General features: G+C 37.0%; 9 protein-coding genes. 6 read left to right on the top strand and 3 right to left on the bottom strand.

The features are described 5' to 3' along the window. Positions 1-88 precede the first annotated feature (88 nt). Positions 89-1,765, top strand: coding sequence for a glutamine--tRNA ligase (gene glnS, locus J3U37_RS06230; RefSeq protein ID WP_220218721.1), 1,677 nt, complete (start codon positions 89-91; stop codon positions 1,763-1,765). 210 nt (positions 1,766-1,975) lie between these two features. Here glnS and J3U37_RS06225 read toward each other — a convergent pair whose 3' ends face one another. Then, a complete protein-coding gene (locus J3U37_RS06225) occupies positions 1,976-4,693 on the bottom strand; it encodes a DUF2339 domain-containing protein (protein ID WP_267373853.1) in 2,718 nt (905 codons plus the stop codon). Positions 4,694-5,056: 363 nt separating this feature from the next. Here J3U37_RS06225 and purL point away from each other — a divergent pair, with 363 nt between their 5' ends. After that, positions 5,057-8,959 carry a phosphoribosylformylglycinamidine synthase gene (purL, locus tag J3U37_RS06220; RefSeq protein WP_267373850.1) on the top strand — a complete coding sequence of 1,301 codons (3,903 nt, stop codon included), beginning with the start codon at positions 5,057-5,059 and terminating at the stop codon, positions 8,957-8,959. A 51-nt stretch (positions 8,960-9,010) separates the two neighbouring features. Here the strand turns inward: purL and J3U37_RS06215 are convergent, their stop codons facing one another. Then, positions 9,011-10,096 carry a 3-deoxy-7-phosphoheptulonate synthase gene (locus J3U37_RS06215; RefSeq protein ID WP_220218724.1) on the bottom strand — a complete coding sequence of 362 codons (1,086 nt, stop codon included), beginning with the start codon at positions 10,094-10,096 and terminating at the stop codon, positions 9,011-9,013. A gap of 328 nt (positions 10,097-10,424) precedes the next feature. On the opposite strand from J3U37_RS06215, the gene J3U37_RS06210 reads away from it, so the two are divergent. Then, positions 10,425-11,345: an FAD:protein FMN transferase gene (locus J3U37_RS06210; RefSeq protein WP_267373847.1), complete on the top strand. Its 921-nt coding sequence runs from the start codon at positions 10,425-10,427 to the stop codon at positions 11,343-11,345. 16 nt (positions 11,346-11,361) lie between these two features. Here J3U37_RS06210 and J3U37_RS06205 read toward each other — a convergent pair whose 3' ends face one another. Further along, positions 11,362-12,318: a LysR family transcriptional regulator gene (locus tag J3U37_RS06205; RefSeq protein WP_267329479.1), complete on the bottom strand. Its 957-nt coding sequence runs from the start codon at positions 12,316-12,318 to the stop codon at positions 11,362-11,364. 243 nt (positions 12,319-12,561) lie between these two features. Between J3U37_RS06205 and J3U37_RS06200 the strand changes: the two genes are divergently transcribed. From J3U37_RS06200 to J3U37_RS06190, 3 genes are read left to right on the top strand one after another with little or no spacing between them, the layout of a single operon-like run. Beyond that, positions 12,562-13,188, top strand: a complete 627-nt coding sequence (locus J3U37_RS06200) for an NADPH-dependent FMN reductase (protein ID WP_220218727.1) — start codon at positions 12,562-12,564, stop codon at positions 13,186-13,188. Then, positions 13,185-15,641 (top strand): flavocytochrome c, encoded by a 2,457-nt coding sequence (locus J3U37_RS06195; RefSeq protein WP_324170098.1) that lies wholly within the window; start codon positions 13,185-13,187, stop codon positions 15,639-15,641. Before J3U37_RS06200 ends, J3U37_RS06195 begins: the two co-directional genes overlap by 4 nt. Then, positions 15,625-16,839, top strand: coding sequence for an OFA family MFS transporter (locus J3U37_RS06190; protein ID WP_220218729.1), 1,215 nt, complete (start codon positions 15,625-15,627; stop codon positions 16,837-16,839). Before J3U37_RS06195 ends, J3U37_RS06190 begins: the two co-directional genes overlap by 17 nt. Positions 16,840-16,915 lie beyond the last annotated feature (76 nt).

The raw sequence follows: 16,915 nt of genomic DNA, 5'->3' as shown, positions 1-16,915 counted from the left end.
AATTTGTTATATTCTTTGGTCAAAATGATAAAGATGACAAAACTAAGTTTAAATTCGTCATTAGTAAACAAATAATCAGAGGTTTTTTATGAGCGGTTCACTACCGACAGAGACTGAAACTCGTCCAACTAACTTTATACGTCAAATTATTGATGCCGATCTGGCTGCTGGAAAATATAAAACCACGCATACCCGTTTTCCGCCTGAACCGAATGGTTATTTACATATCGGTCATGCTAAATCAATCTGCTTAAATTTTGGCATAGCCCAAGATTATCAGGGTAAATGTAATTTACGTTTTGATGATACCAACCCGGCTAAAGAAGATATTGAATATGTTGAATCTATCAAAGAAGATGTACGTTGGTTAGGCTTCCAGTGGGACGGTGAAATCTGTTACTCATCTGATTATTTTGATCGACTTTATGAGTATGCCATTGAGCTAATAAATAAGGGGCTTGCTTACGTAGATGAACTTTCAGCCGATGAGATTCGTCAGTATCGCGGTACGCTTACTGAGCCGGGTAAAAATAGCCCATACCGTGACCGAAGTATCGATGAAAATTTAGCGCTATTTATTCAAATGAAAGAAGGCAAATTTGCTGAAGGGAAAGCTTGCCTAAGAGCCAAAATTGATATGGCTTCGCCGTTTATTGTGATGCGTGATCCGGTGCTCTATCGAATTAAATTTGCTGAACATCATCAAACCGGTAATAAATGGTGTATCTACCCAATGTATGATTTCACTCACTGTATTTCTGATGCGATTGAAAATATCACTCACTCACTTTGTACACTTGAGTTTCAAGACAATCGTCGCTTATATGATTGGGTATTAGATAATATTACAATTGAAGCTCGACCTCATCAATATGAGTTCTCACGATTAAATTTAGAGTACGCAATTACTTCAAAACGTAAATTAACTCAATTGGTATCAGAAAAAATAGTTGATGGCTGGAATGATCCACGTATGCCTACGGTATCGGGTCTTCGTCGTCGTGGTTATACACCTGCTTCGATTCGAGAGTTTTGTCGTCGTATAGGGGTCACTAAACAAGAAAATACTGTCGAAATGAGTACATTAGAATTTTGTATACGTGAAGACCTTAACGAAAATGCACCTAGAGCAATGGCAGTCCTTGATCCGGTTAAAGTTGTTATTGAAAACTTCTCCGATACTATTGATGAAGTCCTTAGCTGCCCAAATCACCCTAATCGTCCTGAATTAGGTAACCGAGAAGTGACATTTACTCGTGAAATCTATATTGATCGTGCCGATTTTAGAGAAGAAGCAAACAAAAATTACAAACGCTTAGTGTTAGGTAAGGAAGTGCGTTTACGTAATGCCTATGTCATTCGGGCTGATCGAGTTGAAAAAGATGCGCAAGGCAATATTCAAACTATTTTTTGTAGTTATGATCCCGATACCTTAAACAAAAATCCGCAAGACGGTCGTAAAATTAAAGGGGTTATTCATTGGGTGTCAGCTAAATTTGCTAAACCGGCTGAAATCCGTCTATATGATCGCTTATTTAATACGCCAAATCCGGGAGCTGCGGAAGATTTCTTATCCACTATTAACCCAGCTTCTTTAGAAATCAAACAAGGCTTTGTTGAGCCAAACTTACAAAATGCTAAAGTTGGTCAAGCATATCAATTTGAACGTGAAGGTTACTTTTGTTTAGACAGTAAATATGCAACTGAAGATCATTTAGTCTTTAATCGAACAGTAGGTTTGAGAGATAGCTCTAACGTAGCATAATTTATAATCATTGCCGACCGATGTCGGCAATTTTTCTTTTTTCAATTTTTCTTTTTCAATTTTTTATTAAACAAATTTAAAAAAATTTTGTTTGAGATAAAAATTGCTGATCGCATAAGACCTTTGCGGTTAATCTTCCATTGACGATGTCTATTGGGCAGACACGTTAATAACGCATCTGCCCCCTGTTGATATACTTTATGATTAATTTTATTCTTTATCCTTAGCGTTGTTTTCGGAAGGTAATGGTGCACAATAACCAATAATCAACATAAACAAAGCGAGGCCAATAAAGGCTAATGCATTGGCCAATCTATCGAGTTCGTTGTAATTAACAAATATCGATTTTATGATAACTATCGCTTGAATACTTACCCCGGTATACCAAATACTCCGCTTTGAAAAATGATTGCCAATGATGACTAATATCACTGCACTTAACATCCAAAATAGTGAAATTGATACCTGTATGAGATTGTCTTGCCATAAATAAAGAGCTGGCCAAACTGTATCTGTTGCTTGGGCTAAAGCATGCAGTAAAATACTATTTACCCAGAAAAAAATAAGCAAGTTAAGTAGTATCTTTGAAGTATTCAAAGAAATATTATCCGTATCTAATTGTAAAATATGTTCCTTAACTTTTATCCAAATGCCGAGCATTATTATGCCAAAAATGGCACAGGCCTCTAATGGATTAAATATTGGGATAACATAACCGTGAATGATATCTCTACTCAAGATAAGTCCTACGGACAACTGGTATACTATCAAGATAACGACAGGCAGTAGACCGACTGTCCAATAATATTTCAAAAGTGATTGTTTTGCCGTGGTTTGGTACTTAACGAGTAGATAGAAAATTAAAATAATACAACTTTCACAAGTAATGATAATGCACCATTTCAGCGAATAACATTCTACTAATTGATTAATTAAATGCATTATTTCACGATAGAATCCAATGAAAATCATAAAAAATAAACTAAGATGCAATAAAATAAGTAATACATGAATAGTTTGATTTTCTGATTGAACATTATTATTGGTGGTCAATTTTTTAAGACTATCTAAATAATAGTAACAACTAATTAGGGCAATAACCCAAACTAAATTCCAAAAATCAAAATTTAAATAGTAGTAGTGATAGAATTTACTAAACAACAATATTGAAGGTATAACAAACCATAAAATAAAGACTGAATACCTGAGCGCTTGCCAATTAAGTATCTTGCCAAGTAAATACCATAACCAAGTTGACACTGTAAAGCCTAACAGATAAGGCATAAGTATTGATGGCATATTATAATTGGTAATTTTAGCTGCGCTAATTGCTATCATTGCAATCCATATTGCCATTGTAAAAACTAAATACCCTATTTTAATAAACATAACATAATCGATATTCTTTGCATAATAATGCCATAAACATCCGTTAGTTAATAAAGTTAAGCTAGTAATACTCAAGATTGAAATGGTTAAAATATTATTAGACTCTGTCGTTTCAATAGCCCCACATGTATAAATGAAACTTATGAAAATAATAATGATATTTAATGCAGCCATACGATAGCTTTTTTTAGATAACATTATCCAGCCCACTGCGCTTCCACCGAGTAATATAAACAAAGAAGTTAAAGACATATCGACGACGAATAGTATGATGAGTGAGCAAAAGGTAACACCAATAGCAAGCCATGATAAAAAGAGGTTTTTTTCAGATGTTAACCACAGACGAAATATAAGATAAGCGCCAATACTATAAAATAGGCCAAAAGCTAATGCTGAGACTAATGGTCCAAACTGCCATTGACAGGTAATGGAATATTGCAAAATAAAACCTATCAATGGTGTACCAAATAGTAAAATAAAATCAACCCGATCTGGATGACGTTGATGCGCCTGCGTTTTTGTCAAAGGTAATAAAGTCGCCAAAATACCGTAAATTAGCATATTAGCAATGATATATATCTGCCATTGTGTATAAATCTCAGGACGAAAGTGCTCTTTTAATATGAAAATTTGTGGAATAAAAGAGAAGAAAAAACCAATTAAAATAAGGATTCGCCAGGATTGAATAATATTAATAACCAAAATAAGACTTGATAATATTAGATAATAGCTAAATAACACAATCAAATTATCCAAGCTATTGGATAAAACCATGGGCGCCAGATAGCCACCGATAAACGCAATGAAAGTTAAAGTTTGCGCTTTTTGTAAAACAGCAAATAAAATATTGACTGCACAAATCAGTACTAACAATAGAAAAGCCAGTGTTAATGGTATAAATCCATACAATAGGTAGGCGGCAAAGGTAATAAGGTATAAAATAGCAATGGCACCACCTTGTAAAATAGCGGCATATATTTTACGTTTATGTCTTAATTTCCAACCAATTATTAATAAACCAAAACTGATAACTAACGCACCCAAAATTATTAACTCAGGGGTAATTTGTTGATGTTGAAAAATATAATTAAATAAAGAACTCAATCCTAAAAAAAGTATCGCAATACCCAGTTGAGTAATCTTATTTCCGATGATAAACCAACTAAAGAGCTTATAACTGAAACTAGTTTTAACTACTCGATGAGATTTATTGAGCTTATTTGCCGCTTTATTATTTTGATCACTATTTATAGATGAGGCGTGATGATTAATCTTTGTCTCTGTGGCTATTTGACTGGATTTGTTAGTACTATCTATTTGTGAGGTCATTGATAGTGATTGTTTATCTAAAGTTGCACAATCTAACGGCTTACAATTGTTTCTATCTGCAACGATATTCTCTAGCGTAAGCTGTGATAGCTTTTTTTGTAACTCAGCCACTTGTTCTTGTTGAACAGTAATATACTGTTTCAAAAAAGCAATAATACAAAGTAAAACAATGATGATTATAAAAACGAGTAAAGCAAAAATAAACTCCACTTTATTATTCCTTATATTTTATAATGGGTACTAATGAATGATCTTTGTTTTAATTATTAGTTAGAAAAGAGGCTAATTTTTTATCTTAATCTACAGCAAATCCTTAATTACTCAACAGAATGATTAAATTTCATACTTACCTAATAATATTAAGTCGCTTAAAGAGCGTAACTAAAAGTATTTTGACTACAAAATATTGCAAAGCAATATATACAGTATTGTATTGGATTTATCAGCATCGATTAATAAAACCAGACACTTTTTAGAAAAAATATCTGTTGTTTTAATTATAGCCAGCTCATTGACTTTCTTTTATAATATTGCTCTATTTTTACCTGTTTTGGCTTAAAAAGAGTACTTAGCATGAAAATTTTAGCTGGTTCTTCTGCTTTATCTGCATTTCGTATTAGTAAAATCCTATCCGCATGCCGTGAAAAATCGATTCCTGTTATCAATATTGAGGCGCAATATTTGCATTTTGTTGATTTAGTTGAGGAATTAAATCCAACTCAACAAGCAACGCTCGAAAGATTATTACAATATGGTCCTAAAAGCGCTCAAATTGATATTTGGGATAAATCCAACAAAACGCTATATTTAGTTACACCAAGAACAGGAACTATTTCACCATGGTCTTCTAAAGCCACCGACATTGCGCATAACTGTGGTTTAACCCAAATCCATCGCATAGAACGTGGCATTGCCTATTATGTTCAAGTTGATTCATCATTAACAGCGGCACAAAAAAGTGATTTTTTGGCACTCATTCATGACCGCATGATGGAAACGGTATTAACTTCTTTGGAACAAGCAGAATTATTATTTAAAGTTGAATCACCAGCACCTGTTACTACCATTGATCTGCTCGCGCAAGGTCGTAAGGCTTTGGAATTAGCAAATGTTAAACTAGGTTTAGCATTAGCACCTGATGAAATCGACTATTTAGTTGAAAGCTTCCAAAAACTTAATCGCAATCCAACGGATGTAGAGCTTTACATGTTTGCGCAGGCTAACTCAGAACATTGCCGACACAAAATATTCAATGCTGATTGGATTATTGATGGTCAAAAACAGTCTAAATCGTTATTTAAGATGATCAAAAATACATTTGAAAAAACGCCAGACTATGTTTCATCTGCTTATAAAGATAATGCAGCGGTTATGGACGGCTCTCAAGTCGGGCGTTTTTTTGCTGATAGTGACAATCAAACTTACCAATATCATCAAGAATATGCCGATATTTTGATGAAAGTTGAAACCCATAACCATCCAACAGCAATATCACCTTGGCCGGGAGCGGCAACCGGAAGTGGTGGTGAAATTCGCGATGAAGGCGCAACCGGGCGTGGAGCAAAACCTAAAGCCGGTTTAGTAGGCTTTTCCGTATCTAATTTGCGCATCCCCAACTTTGAGCAGCCGTGGGAACAAGATTTTGGTAAACCAGATCGCATTGTGACGGCGCTTGATATTATGATTGATGGCCCATTAGGTGGGGCGGCATTTAATAATGAGTTTGGTCGACCTGCATTGTTGGGATATTTCCGTACCTATGAAGAACACGTTAACAGTTATAACGGTTATGAACTGCGTGGTTATCATAAGCCGATTATGCTGGCTGGAGGAATGGGAAATATTCGTCGTGAACACATTCAAAAAGGCGAGTTTCCTGCTGGCTCTAAATTGATTGTTTTAGGTGGGCCAGCAATGAATATTGGGTTAGGCGGTGGTGCAGCCTCATCGATGACATCGGGTCAATCTGATGCCGATCTCGATTTTGCCTCCGTTCAACGTGATAATCCGGAAATGGAGCGCCGTTGTCAGGAGGTGATCGACCGTTGTTGGCAGCTAGGCAAAGATAACCCGATATTATTTATTCATGATGTTGGTGCTGGTGGCTTATCCAATGCTATGCCAGAGTTAGTAAGCGACGGTGGTTGTGGCGGTCAATTTGAATTGCGTAAAATTTTGAATGATGAACCCGGTATGACACCACTCGAAATTTGGTGTAATGAGTCGCAAGAACGTTATGTTCTGGCAATACATCCTGATAGTCTAGATTTGTTCGATAAGCTTTGCCAACGTGAACGAGCGCCTTATGCGGTCATTGGTGAAGCCACTTTTAACAAAACAGTTAAGTTACATGATGAATATTTTAATAATAATCCGATCGATTTACCGCTGGATGTATTATTGGGTAAAACACCTAAAATGTTAAGAGACGTCAAAACTTATCAAGCGTCTGGTGATAATTTCTCAACTACTGACATAAATCTCTACGATGCTGTAAAGCGTGTATTACATTTACCCACTGTTGCCGAAAAAACATTTTTAATCACCATTGGTGACCGCTCTGTGACTGGCATGGTTGCTCGAGATCAGATGATTGGTCCTTGGCAAGTTCCGGTAGCGGATTGTGCCGTAACAACCGCCAGTTTAGATAGTTATTATGGTGAAGCTATGTCAATGGGTGAGCGTGCACCGGTTGCATTACTAAACTTTGCCGCATCAGCAAGGTTAGCGGTAGGCGAAGCCATTACCAATCTAGCGGCAACCAATATTGGTGATATTAAACGCATCAAGCTTTCAGCAAACTGGATGGCAGCAGCGGGGCATCCCGGTGAAGATGCGGGGCTTTATCAAGCGGTTAAAGCCATTGGGGAAGAGCTGTGTCCGGCTTTAGGATTAGCGATCCCTGTTGGCAAAGATTCCATGTCAATGAAAACAACATGGCAACAAAATGGCGAACAAAAATCAGTGACATCGCCATTATCATTAGTTATCTCAGCTTTTGCGCGAGTTGAAGATGTCCGTAAAACAGTGACACCACAGCTCAGCACAAATGTTGATAATACGTTATTGCTAATCGATCTCTCTAAAGGTCATCAGGCGTTAGGTGCCACCGCACTCGCTCAAGTTTATCGAAGTTTAGGACAAAAAACGGCCGATGTGCATGATGCTAAAGAGCTTGCCGCTTTTTATCAAGCAATACAAAGCCTTGTTGCTCAAGATATGCTCTTGGCTTACCATGATCGTTCTGATGGTGGATTAATTGTGACATTAGCAGAAATGGCTTTTGCAGGCCATTGTGGCATTGATGTTGATATTACTACACTAGGCCATGACTTTATTGCTTCGTTATTTAACGAAGAGTTAGGTGCTGTTATTCAAGTTGCTAATGATCGTTTAGATGATGTCATGGCTTGTTTTAATCGCTTTGGTTTATCGCATGCAGTTCATCTTCTGGGGCAAGCAAAAGTCGGACAACAATTTATTGTACGAAATAAATCAGCGGTTATTTATAGTGAATCACGTTTAACGCTTCGTACATGGTGGGCACAAACGACGTGGCAAATGCAACGTTTACGAGATAATCCGCAATGTGCTGATCAAGAGTATCAAACAAAACAAGATGAAAGCGATCCGGGGCTAAATGTAAAATTAACCTTCGACTCACAAGATGATATTGCCGCTCCTTATATTGTTAAAGGCATAAAACCAAAAGTTGCCATTTTACGTGAACAAGGGGTTAACTCTCATGTTGAAATGGCAGCAGCGTTTGACAGAGCAGGTTTTGAAGCAATTGATGTCCATATGACGGATCTATTAAAAGGTCGAGTATCGCTAAATCAATTTAAGACGCTAGTTGCCTGTGGCGGCTTCTCTTATGGGGATGTTCTAGGTGCAGGTGAAGGCTGGGCTAAATCAATACTGTTTAATGAACAAGTGCGTAATGAATTTGCACAGTTTTTTGAGCGAAATGACACATTATCGTTAGGGGTGTGTAATGGCTGTCAAATGATGTCCAATTTAAAAGATCTTATCCCTGGCGCTCAGTTATGGCCACGTTTTGTGCGAAATGTGTCAGAGCGCTTCGAAGCACGCTTTAGTTTAGTTCAAATCCAACAAAGTCCTTCTTTACTGTTTAGCGATATGGCTGGCTCACATATGCCAATCGCTGTTTCGCATGGTGAAGGGCATGTTGAAGTGAAAGATGAAGTGCATCTGGCTAATTTAGAAGCGTCAAACTTAATTGTTTTACGTTATATCGATAACTTTGGGCAAGTTACTGAGCAGTATCCTGCTAATCCAAATGGCTCACCAAATGGTATCACAGCGGTAACGTCGCAAGATGGGCGTGCAACGATTATGATGCCTCATCCTGAGCGGGTATTTAGAACTGTGACCAATTCTTGGCATCCTGATAATTGGGGGGAAGATAGCCCTTGGATGCGCATATTCCGTAACGCGCGTAAACAACTTGGATAATAAAATCGCCGACACTTTGTCGGCGATACTATATCATTGGTCATAAAACCATTAAATTTTAGGTGGCTGTTTTTGCCTGTCAGTAAGTGGCTTAGCTAAAAGGGTATCCATTTTTCGTAATAACTGATCAGTTGTTTCCCAACTAATACAAGCATCTGTTACTGATACCCCATATTTAAAGTTTTCTTTGGGTTGCTCAGAAGACTGATTCCCTTCATTCAAATTACTTTCAATCATCACACCAATAATTGAGTTATTGCCATGTTCAATTTGCTCAATAATTGAGTTGGCCACAATTGGCTGGTTGCGATAATCTTTATTTGAATTAGCGTGGCTACAATCGATCATTAAGTTTGGTAATAGCCCGGCTTTTTGCATTTGAATTTCACACAGTGCGACATTTTCAGCATCATAATTAGGTGTTTTGCCGCCACGTAAAATGACATGACCATGTGGATTGCCTAATGTTTGTAATACAGTTACTTGACCTTGTTGATTAATACCTACAAAACGATGCCCCATTGAAGCCGATTTCATGGCATTAATTGCAACATCTAAGCTACCGTCAGTCCCATTTTTAAAACCGACAGGCATTGATAGACCCGATGCCATTTCCCGATGTGTTTGCGATTCCGTTGTTCGTGCTCCAATAGCTGCCCAACTAATCAAATCGCCAATATATTGGGGAGTATTAGGATCTAATGCTTCTGTTGCAATAGGTAAACCAATTTTTGTGATATCAAGAAGTAACTTACGTGCTTTTTTTAGACCATGTTCAATATCAAACGAACTATCCATATGGGGATCGTTTATCATCCCTTTCCAACCAACAGTCGTTCTTGGTTTTTCAAAATATACTCGCATAACGATAAATAGGTTATCTTTAACTTCATCGGCAAGCTTCTTAAGTTTATGAGCATATTCTATTGCTGCCTCAGGATCATGTATCGAGCAAGGACCACAAACAATAAGTAATCGATGATCACGACGTTCTAAAATATCGACAATCGTTTGACGAGAAGATGCAATTTGATTTTCTAATTCAACTGACAGTGGGTAAAGCTTTTTTATTTCTTCTGGTGTTACCAACATATGTTCGTCATGGATTCGGACATTATTCAGTGTATCTTTTAACATTTTTATTTTCCTTGTTAAAATCATTCAAATATTTTATATGTAAAATATTAATTACATAAACGCTCATTATGTAAACACAAAAATACATATCAGTAAACTAAATTTTTGGAATTTTACATAATTTCGAATTTCTTATAGATTAAACTATATAATTAAACTCTTTTTTATAGATGATAACCTGATAAAAAATAACTTAAAGATATTGGGTGTAATGATATGTTTACATTTTGATTGGCTAATTCTTTGTTTAGTGCATTTATTCTAATCGATCGCTTTCACAATTTTATCGCTATAATGTGTTGAAAGATTAATTCTAGGAATCAGTAAAATGAATCAAGATAAGTGTGTACTTAATTTGATGGGCACAAAAATTCAAATCTGGCTACAGCATGACAGCCCACAACAGATATTAAACGAAGCTCAAAAGCGATTAATTGACTATGAGCGCCGATTTAGTGCTAACAATTCGAGTTCAGAACTGATGCAAGTTAATCTTAATGCCGGTATCAAACCGGTAAAATTACAATCAGATCTTTTTACCCTCATCAAAATAGGTAAAACGCATAGTTTAGCTGAAAATAGTTTTTTAAATATTGCTATAGGTCCGCTAATTCAAGCTTGGCGGGTAGGATTTGCAGATGCACGTTATCCTTCAAAAGCAGAGATCGACGAACGATTACAGCTCATTGATCCTAATGACATTATCTTAGATGATACAAATCAGTCGGTATTTTTAACAAAACCAGGCATGGCAATTGATCTTGGTGCATTAGCCAAAGGCTATTTTGCTGATAAAATTATTGCGTTTTTTATACAGCAACATGCCAAATCAGCTTATATCGATTTAGGAGGCAATGTATTAACTTTTGGCGACTGTCCTTTTCATGAGGATGGATATTGGCAGGTTGGCATTCAAAATCCATTTTTAGCTAGAGGCAATGTCATTGCTGCTTTGAAAATCAAAAATCAATCGGTGGTAACTTCGGGCATTTATGAACGAACATTTTGTTATAACGGTAAAACTTATCACCATATTTTTGATAGCAAAACCGGTTATCCTGTTCAAACTGATGTAGAAAGTATAACTATTGTGAGCGAGCATGCGCTTGATGGCGAAATTTGGACAACACAACTGTATGGCAATGATGCCAGACAAGTTATTCAGCGGATAAACAAAATGGCAAATATCGAAGGAATGGTTGTGACCGTAAATCGTGAATTTGCGAGCTCAAAAGGGTTGTTGATTTAAATTTAATTAACTGGTTTTATTTAACTTTTAAATTATTGGTCTGTTCCTTTTTATCAAAAGATGATACAAAAAGTTTGATCAGCTCCTTTTCTGCAACACTAAGCGTTTTATTGGCAGAGTATGCAATAAAATAACTCAGTGAAATGAGTTCCAAAGGTAATGGAATCAAGTTGTAAGCAACATCATCCGGTTTATTATTGATGCTGACACTTTCCGGTATAAAAGTCACACCAACCCCTTTTTTGGCAAGCTCAACAATCGTAAAAATATTACTACTTTCCAATATGATGTTTGGTTGGATTTTATATTTTTGAATGAGATATTCAATTTGATGTCGAATGGTGGAACCGTGTGAAGTTAGCAGTAGCTTTTCTTGTAATAAACCTTTCATAAACTCATGATTATAAGCAATGTTTTTGGCATTTTTTTGATACAATTTTGAGCTTTCCGGTATCAGTGCATAGTAACAGTGTTTACCACATTTATGACTGATTAAATTCGGTGAAATCGTTTCAGCGTTTTGCCCGATAAAAAAATCGAGTGTTTGATTTTCGGTTTTTTCTTCACTATTTTTGGGGACATATTCGTGTAATTCGATCTTTATATTGGGAAACTTTTGCATAAAAGTCGGTAAAAATAGCGGTAATAAATAAGTACCAAGGCTGGGTAAGACTCCGATTTGAATAACAGTATAGTTGTTGTCAGTATATTTTTGGATTTTCTTTCTAAATGTTTCTTGTTTATCGACTAATGAAGCAAGATATTCATAGTAGATTTTTCCAGCTTCGGTCAATTGTAACGGTGTTGTCTGCCGGTTGATAATTTCGGTACCCAGATCACTTTCAATTTTTTTGATAGTTTGGGTTAAATATGATTGTGATATATACAGATTTTGGGCGGCTTTAGTATAATTGCCGTGCTTTAGTAAAACATCAATATATTGCAACATAATAAGTGAATTAATTTTAGCCATTCTAGTTATCTCGCTCTATCCCACTTAATTATAACAAATTACTTATAAGTCTATAATTAATCAGCTATTTCACAAATATTTTTTTCTGTTCTACACTAGCTTACATAATCATTTGCACATTAGTCAACATACTTAAAATAACAATAATTGATTCTATCATTTTGTGCCATTTGCGAAAGAATTTGTATTACAAAATATTGATATTAAAAATTTGTGCCGAAAGGTACTAAGTGAGGTTTTAAAGTGAAATTTGTTGGTATAGTTGGGACGAATTCCGATCGTTCCACTAATAGAAAATTACTCCATTTTATGAAAACGCATTTTGCCGATAAAGCAGAAATTGAAGTGTGCGAAATTAAATCATTACCGGCATTTAATGAGCCAAGTGATAAAACACCACCGGCCGCAGTTCAAGCGTTATCCGATAAAATTGAGGCGGCTGACGGAGTCATAATTGCAACGCCAGAATATGATCACTCAATAACAGCAGCATTAAAAAGTGTTATTGAATGGCTTTCTTATACAACTCGCCCTCTCATTAATAAATGTGTCATGATTGTTGGTGCCTCTCATGGCATGCTTGGTTCTTCAAGAGCACAAGCGCATTTGCGCCAAATTTTAGATGCGCCGGAATTAAAAGCACGTATTATGCCTAGCTCGGAATTTTTGCTAGGGCAATCGTTACAAGCTTTTGATGAGCAAGGTAATCTTGTTTATGCCGATAAAGTTAAAGAATTGGATGAGTGTTTCGATGAATTTTTATTATTTGTGGAATTAACAAATAAGTTACTGCAAACAGGTAAATTTAATACTGAACAAAATAAAAAATTTAGTTGGAAACAAGCGGCAGAAGAAGGAGCATCATCATGAAATTAATCGGAATTGTAGGCACGAATGCTAAAGAGTCTTATAACCGTATGTTGCTGCAATTTATGCAACGACATTTTGCCAACAAAGCTGAAATTGAACTATTAGAATTGACCGATGTGCCAATGTTTAATGAAACAGATGATCAATCTAATAGCCCTGTTATTCAAAATTTTAATGAGAAGATTATGCAAGCAGACGGTGTGATTATTGCCACGCCAGAGCATAATCACTCTATACCTTCAGCCTTGAAAAGTATTATTGAATGGTTGTCTTTCAATTTACATCCTTTTGACGGTAAGCCCGTTATGATTGTTGGTGCATCTTATGATGTGCAAGGATCATCACGAGCACAACTTCATTTGCGTCAAATTCTTGATGCGCCAGGCGTGAATGCTACGGTGATGCCGGGGTCTGAATTTTTACTCGGGCGCGCTCATCAAGCTTTTGATGAAGAGGGCAATTTGAAATCTGAACGTACCATTGATTTTCTCGATAGCTGTTTTTTACGTTTCTTACGTTTCACACAAGTTGTTAACTTACTTAATGTTCCTGAAGAAATCAGCTATGAGCCGGGAAAATATAGCGTGACAGCACCGGGACATAATGGCGATTTGCCGATGATTGTTACCCTATCGAGCGATCGCATTGAATCGATCGATATTGATACGCAAGGCGAATCAGAAGGTATTGCCGATGTCGTATTTAAACGTATTCCGTCTCAAATTCTGGAAGGTCAAACGCTCAATGTTGATCTTATATCGGGTGCTTCGGTAACCAGTAATGGGGTGATTGATGGGGTTGCCAAAGCAATTAAAATGGCTGGTGCTAATCCTGATGTGTTACGAAAAAGACCGAAAGCCCCAAGTGCAGTTGATAATAGTGATGCGCTATATACCACCGATGTGGTTGTCGTGGGTGCCGGAGGTGCCGGTTTATCAGCCGCAGCCAGTATTTTACAAGAAGGTAAAAAGGTCATCGTGGTTGAAAAATTCCCGGCTGTTGGCGGTAATACCGTTCGAACAGGGGGGCCAATGAATGCGGCAAATCCTAAATGGCAAAACACGTTTAATGCTATTGCTGGAGAAAGCCACACGCTATCAGAAATCGTCGCTATTGATGAAACGACGATTGATCCGGAGTATCTGGCAGACTTTAAAGCTTTAAAAGATCAAATTAATGCCTATTTAGCAGAAAATAAAGATAAAACCGGTTACTTGTTTGATTCGGCATTGCTTCACCGAATTCAAACTTATCTGGGTGGTAAACGAACAGACCAGCTCGGTAATGTGATTTATGGTCAATATGACCTTGTTAAAATCCTAACTGATGAAGCTCTAGAATCAGTTAAATGGCTCGAAGATATTGGCGTTGAATTTGATAAAGATGATGTGACTATGCCCGTTGGCGCGTTATGGCGTAGAGGTCATAAACCTTTAAAAAGCGAAGGTTATGCGTATGTTTCTGCGTTACAAAAATATGTCGAAGATCATGGTGGCATCATCATTACTGATACAGCCGTTAAAGAGTTAATTGTCGATAATGGACATGTTTGTGGTGTGATTGGTCAAGGTCTGAATAATAAAAAAGTTACCGTGGAAGCTAAGGCGGTTATTCTGGCTTCTGGTGGCTTTGGCGCCAATACCAAAATGCTCAAACAGTACAACACGTATTGGACTGAAATTGATGATGATATCAAGACCTCTAACTCTCCTGCGATTACCGGTGATGGAATTCTATTAGGACAAAGTGTTGGTGCTGATTTAGTTGGTATGGGATTTTCACAAATGATGCCTGTTTCTGACCCTGATACCGGTGCTTTGTTTAGTGGATTACAAGTGCCGCCGCAAAATTTTATTATGGTTAATAAACAAGGTAAGCGTTTTGTTAATGAGTATGGTAGCCGGGATAAGCTAACCCAAGCAGCTATTGATAATGGTGGATTATTTTACTTAATCGCCGATGAGGCCATTAAAAAGACAGCTTATAATACCTCGCAAGAAAAAATTGATAAACAAATTGCCGCTGGCACACTGTTTTGCGCCAATACTTTAGAGGAATTAGCCGAAAAACTGGGTATGGATGCGCAAGTCTTTAAACAGACAATTACCAATTATAACGCCTATGTCGATGCAAAATATGATCCTGAGTTTGGTAAAGATGTGTTCGATTTAAAAGTCGAAATTGCCCCATTTTATGCCACGCCAAGAAAACCGGCAGTGCACCATACCATGGGCGGACTAAAAATTGATACCCAAACACATGTGCTTGATGAAGCCGGGCATAAAATCTCTGGTTTATATGCTGCCGGAGAAGTCGCAGGCGGAATTCATGCAGGTAATAGACTCGGTGGTAATTCATTAACAGACATATTTACGTTTGGTCGAATTGCCGGAAAAACAGCATTAAAGGATTTAAGTTCAAGAATGGAGTCTAATTATGGTGACGGAAAATAAGTATACTAATCGATGGCTTATACTCATTGCATCAACCTCTATTTTACTTTGTACCGGTGCAATTTATGCTTTCAGCGTGTTTGCAGGTCCTTTAAGTATCGAAAAAGGTTGGAGTATGTCAGAGGTCATGACTGCCTTTGCAATTAATTCGGCAGTCGGTCCGATCCCAATGATTCTCGGTGGCTTTTTGACTGATAAGGGACTGGCCAAATGGTCGAGCGTTTTAGGTGGATTACTCTTTGCGCTTGGCTTTGTATTGACTGGTTTTGTTACCTCGCCTTTCATGCTTTATATTACCTATGGTTTATTAAGCGGTTTTGGGCAAGGGCTTGCTTACTCGGGATGTTTAAGTAATACCATTAAATTTTTCCCGGACAAAAGGGGGCTTGCTTCCGGTATTATTACCGCCGGTATGGGCGGTGCAGCAATTATTGCTGCACCTATCGGAAATGCTTTAATTGAACACTATGATGTGCTTAGTGCATTTAAGTTTTTAGGCTTTGCTTATATGGTTGTCATTATCATAGCAAGTTTATTCATTAAAGTTGCGCCCGCCAACTATCAACCTGCGGGTTGGACACCGGCCAATAATCAACAAGCTAAAGCTATTGTGAATAAAAATTGGCAACAGATGCTTAAAACGCCATATTTTTACCTCATATTTTTTATGTTAGGTGCCGGCGCTTTCTCCGGATTAATGATAGCCTCAAATGCATCTGGCATTGGGCAAAAAATGTTCGGATTAACGTCAGCTATTGCGGCATTTTATGTCAGTTTGTATTCATTAAGTAATTGTGCCGGGCGAGTGGTATGGGGAACGGTATCAGACAAACTAGGGCGTAACAAAACGTTAGATATCATTTTTTCAGTTATCATCCTAGCTTTTGTTTCATTCTTATTTATCCCTTCTCAAATTGGCTTTGCCATAGGTATTATTGCACTCGGTTTATGTTTTGGTGGTGTTATGGGCGTTTTTCCACCAATGGTAATGGAAAATTATGGCCCGATTAATCAAGGCGTGAATTATGGTGTTATCTTTATTGGCTACTCATCGGCTGCTTTCTTTGCGCCAAAATTAACAGCAGATATATTGGCCAATAACGGTGGAAATTATACTAACGCCTTTTATGTGGCAATTGGGGTTGCATTTATTGGCTTAGTCTTAAATATGATTTATAAATGGGTTAAAAAAAGATAAGGCAATTTTGCTTAGCAAAATATAAAATTAAAGGAGTACATCAATTGTACTCCTGTTTTTTTTATTGCAGATAAGC

Source organism: Gilliamella sp. B3172, from assembly GCF_026536465.1.
Classification (GTDB): Bacteria; Pseudomonadota; Gammaproteobacteria; order Enterobacterales; family Orbaceae; genus Gilliamella.
This window is presented reverse-complemented; position numbering and strand designations above follow the sequence as displayed.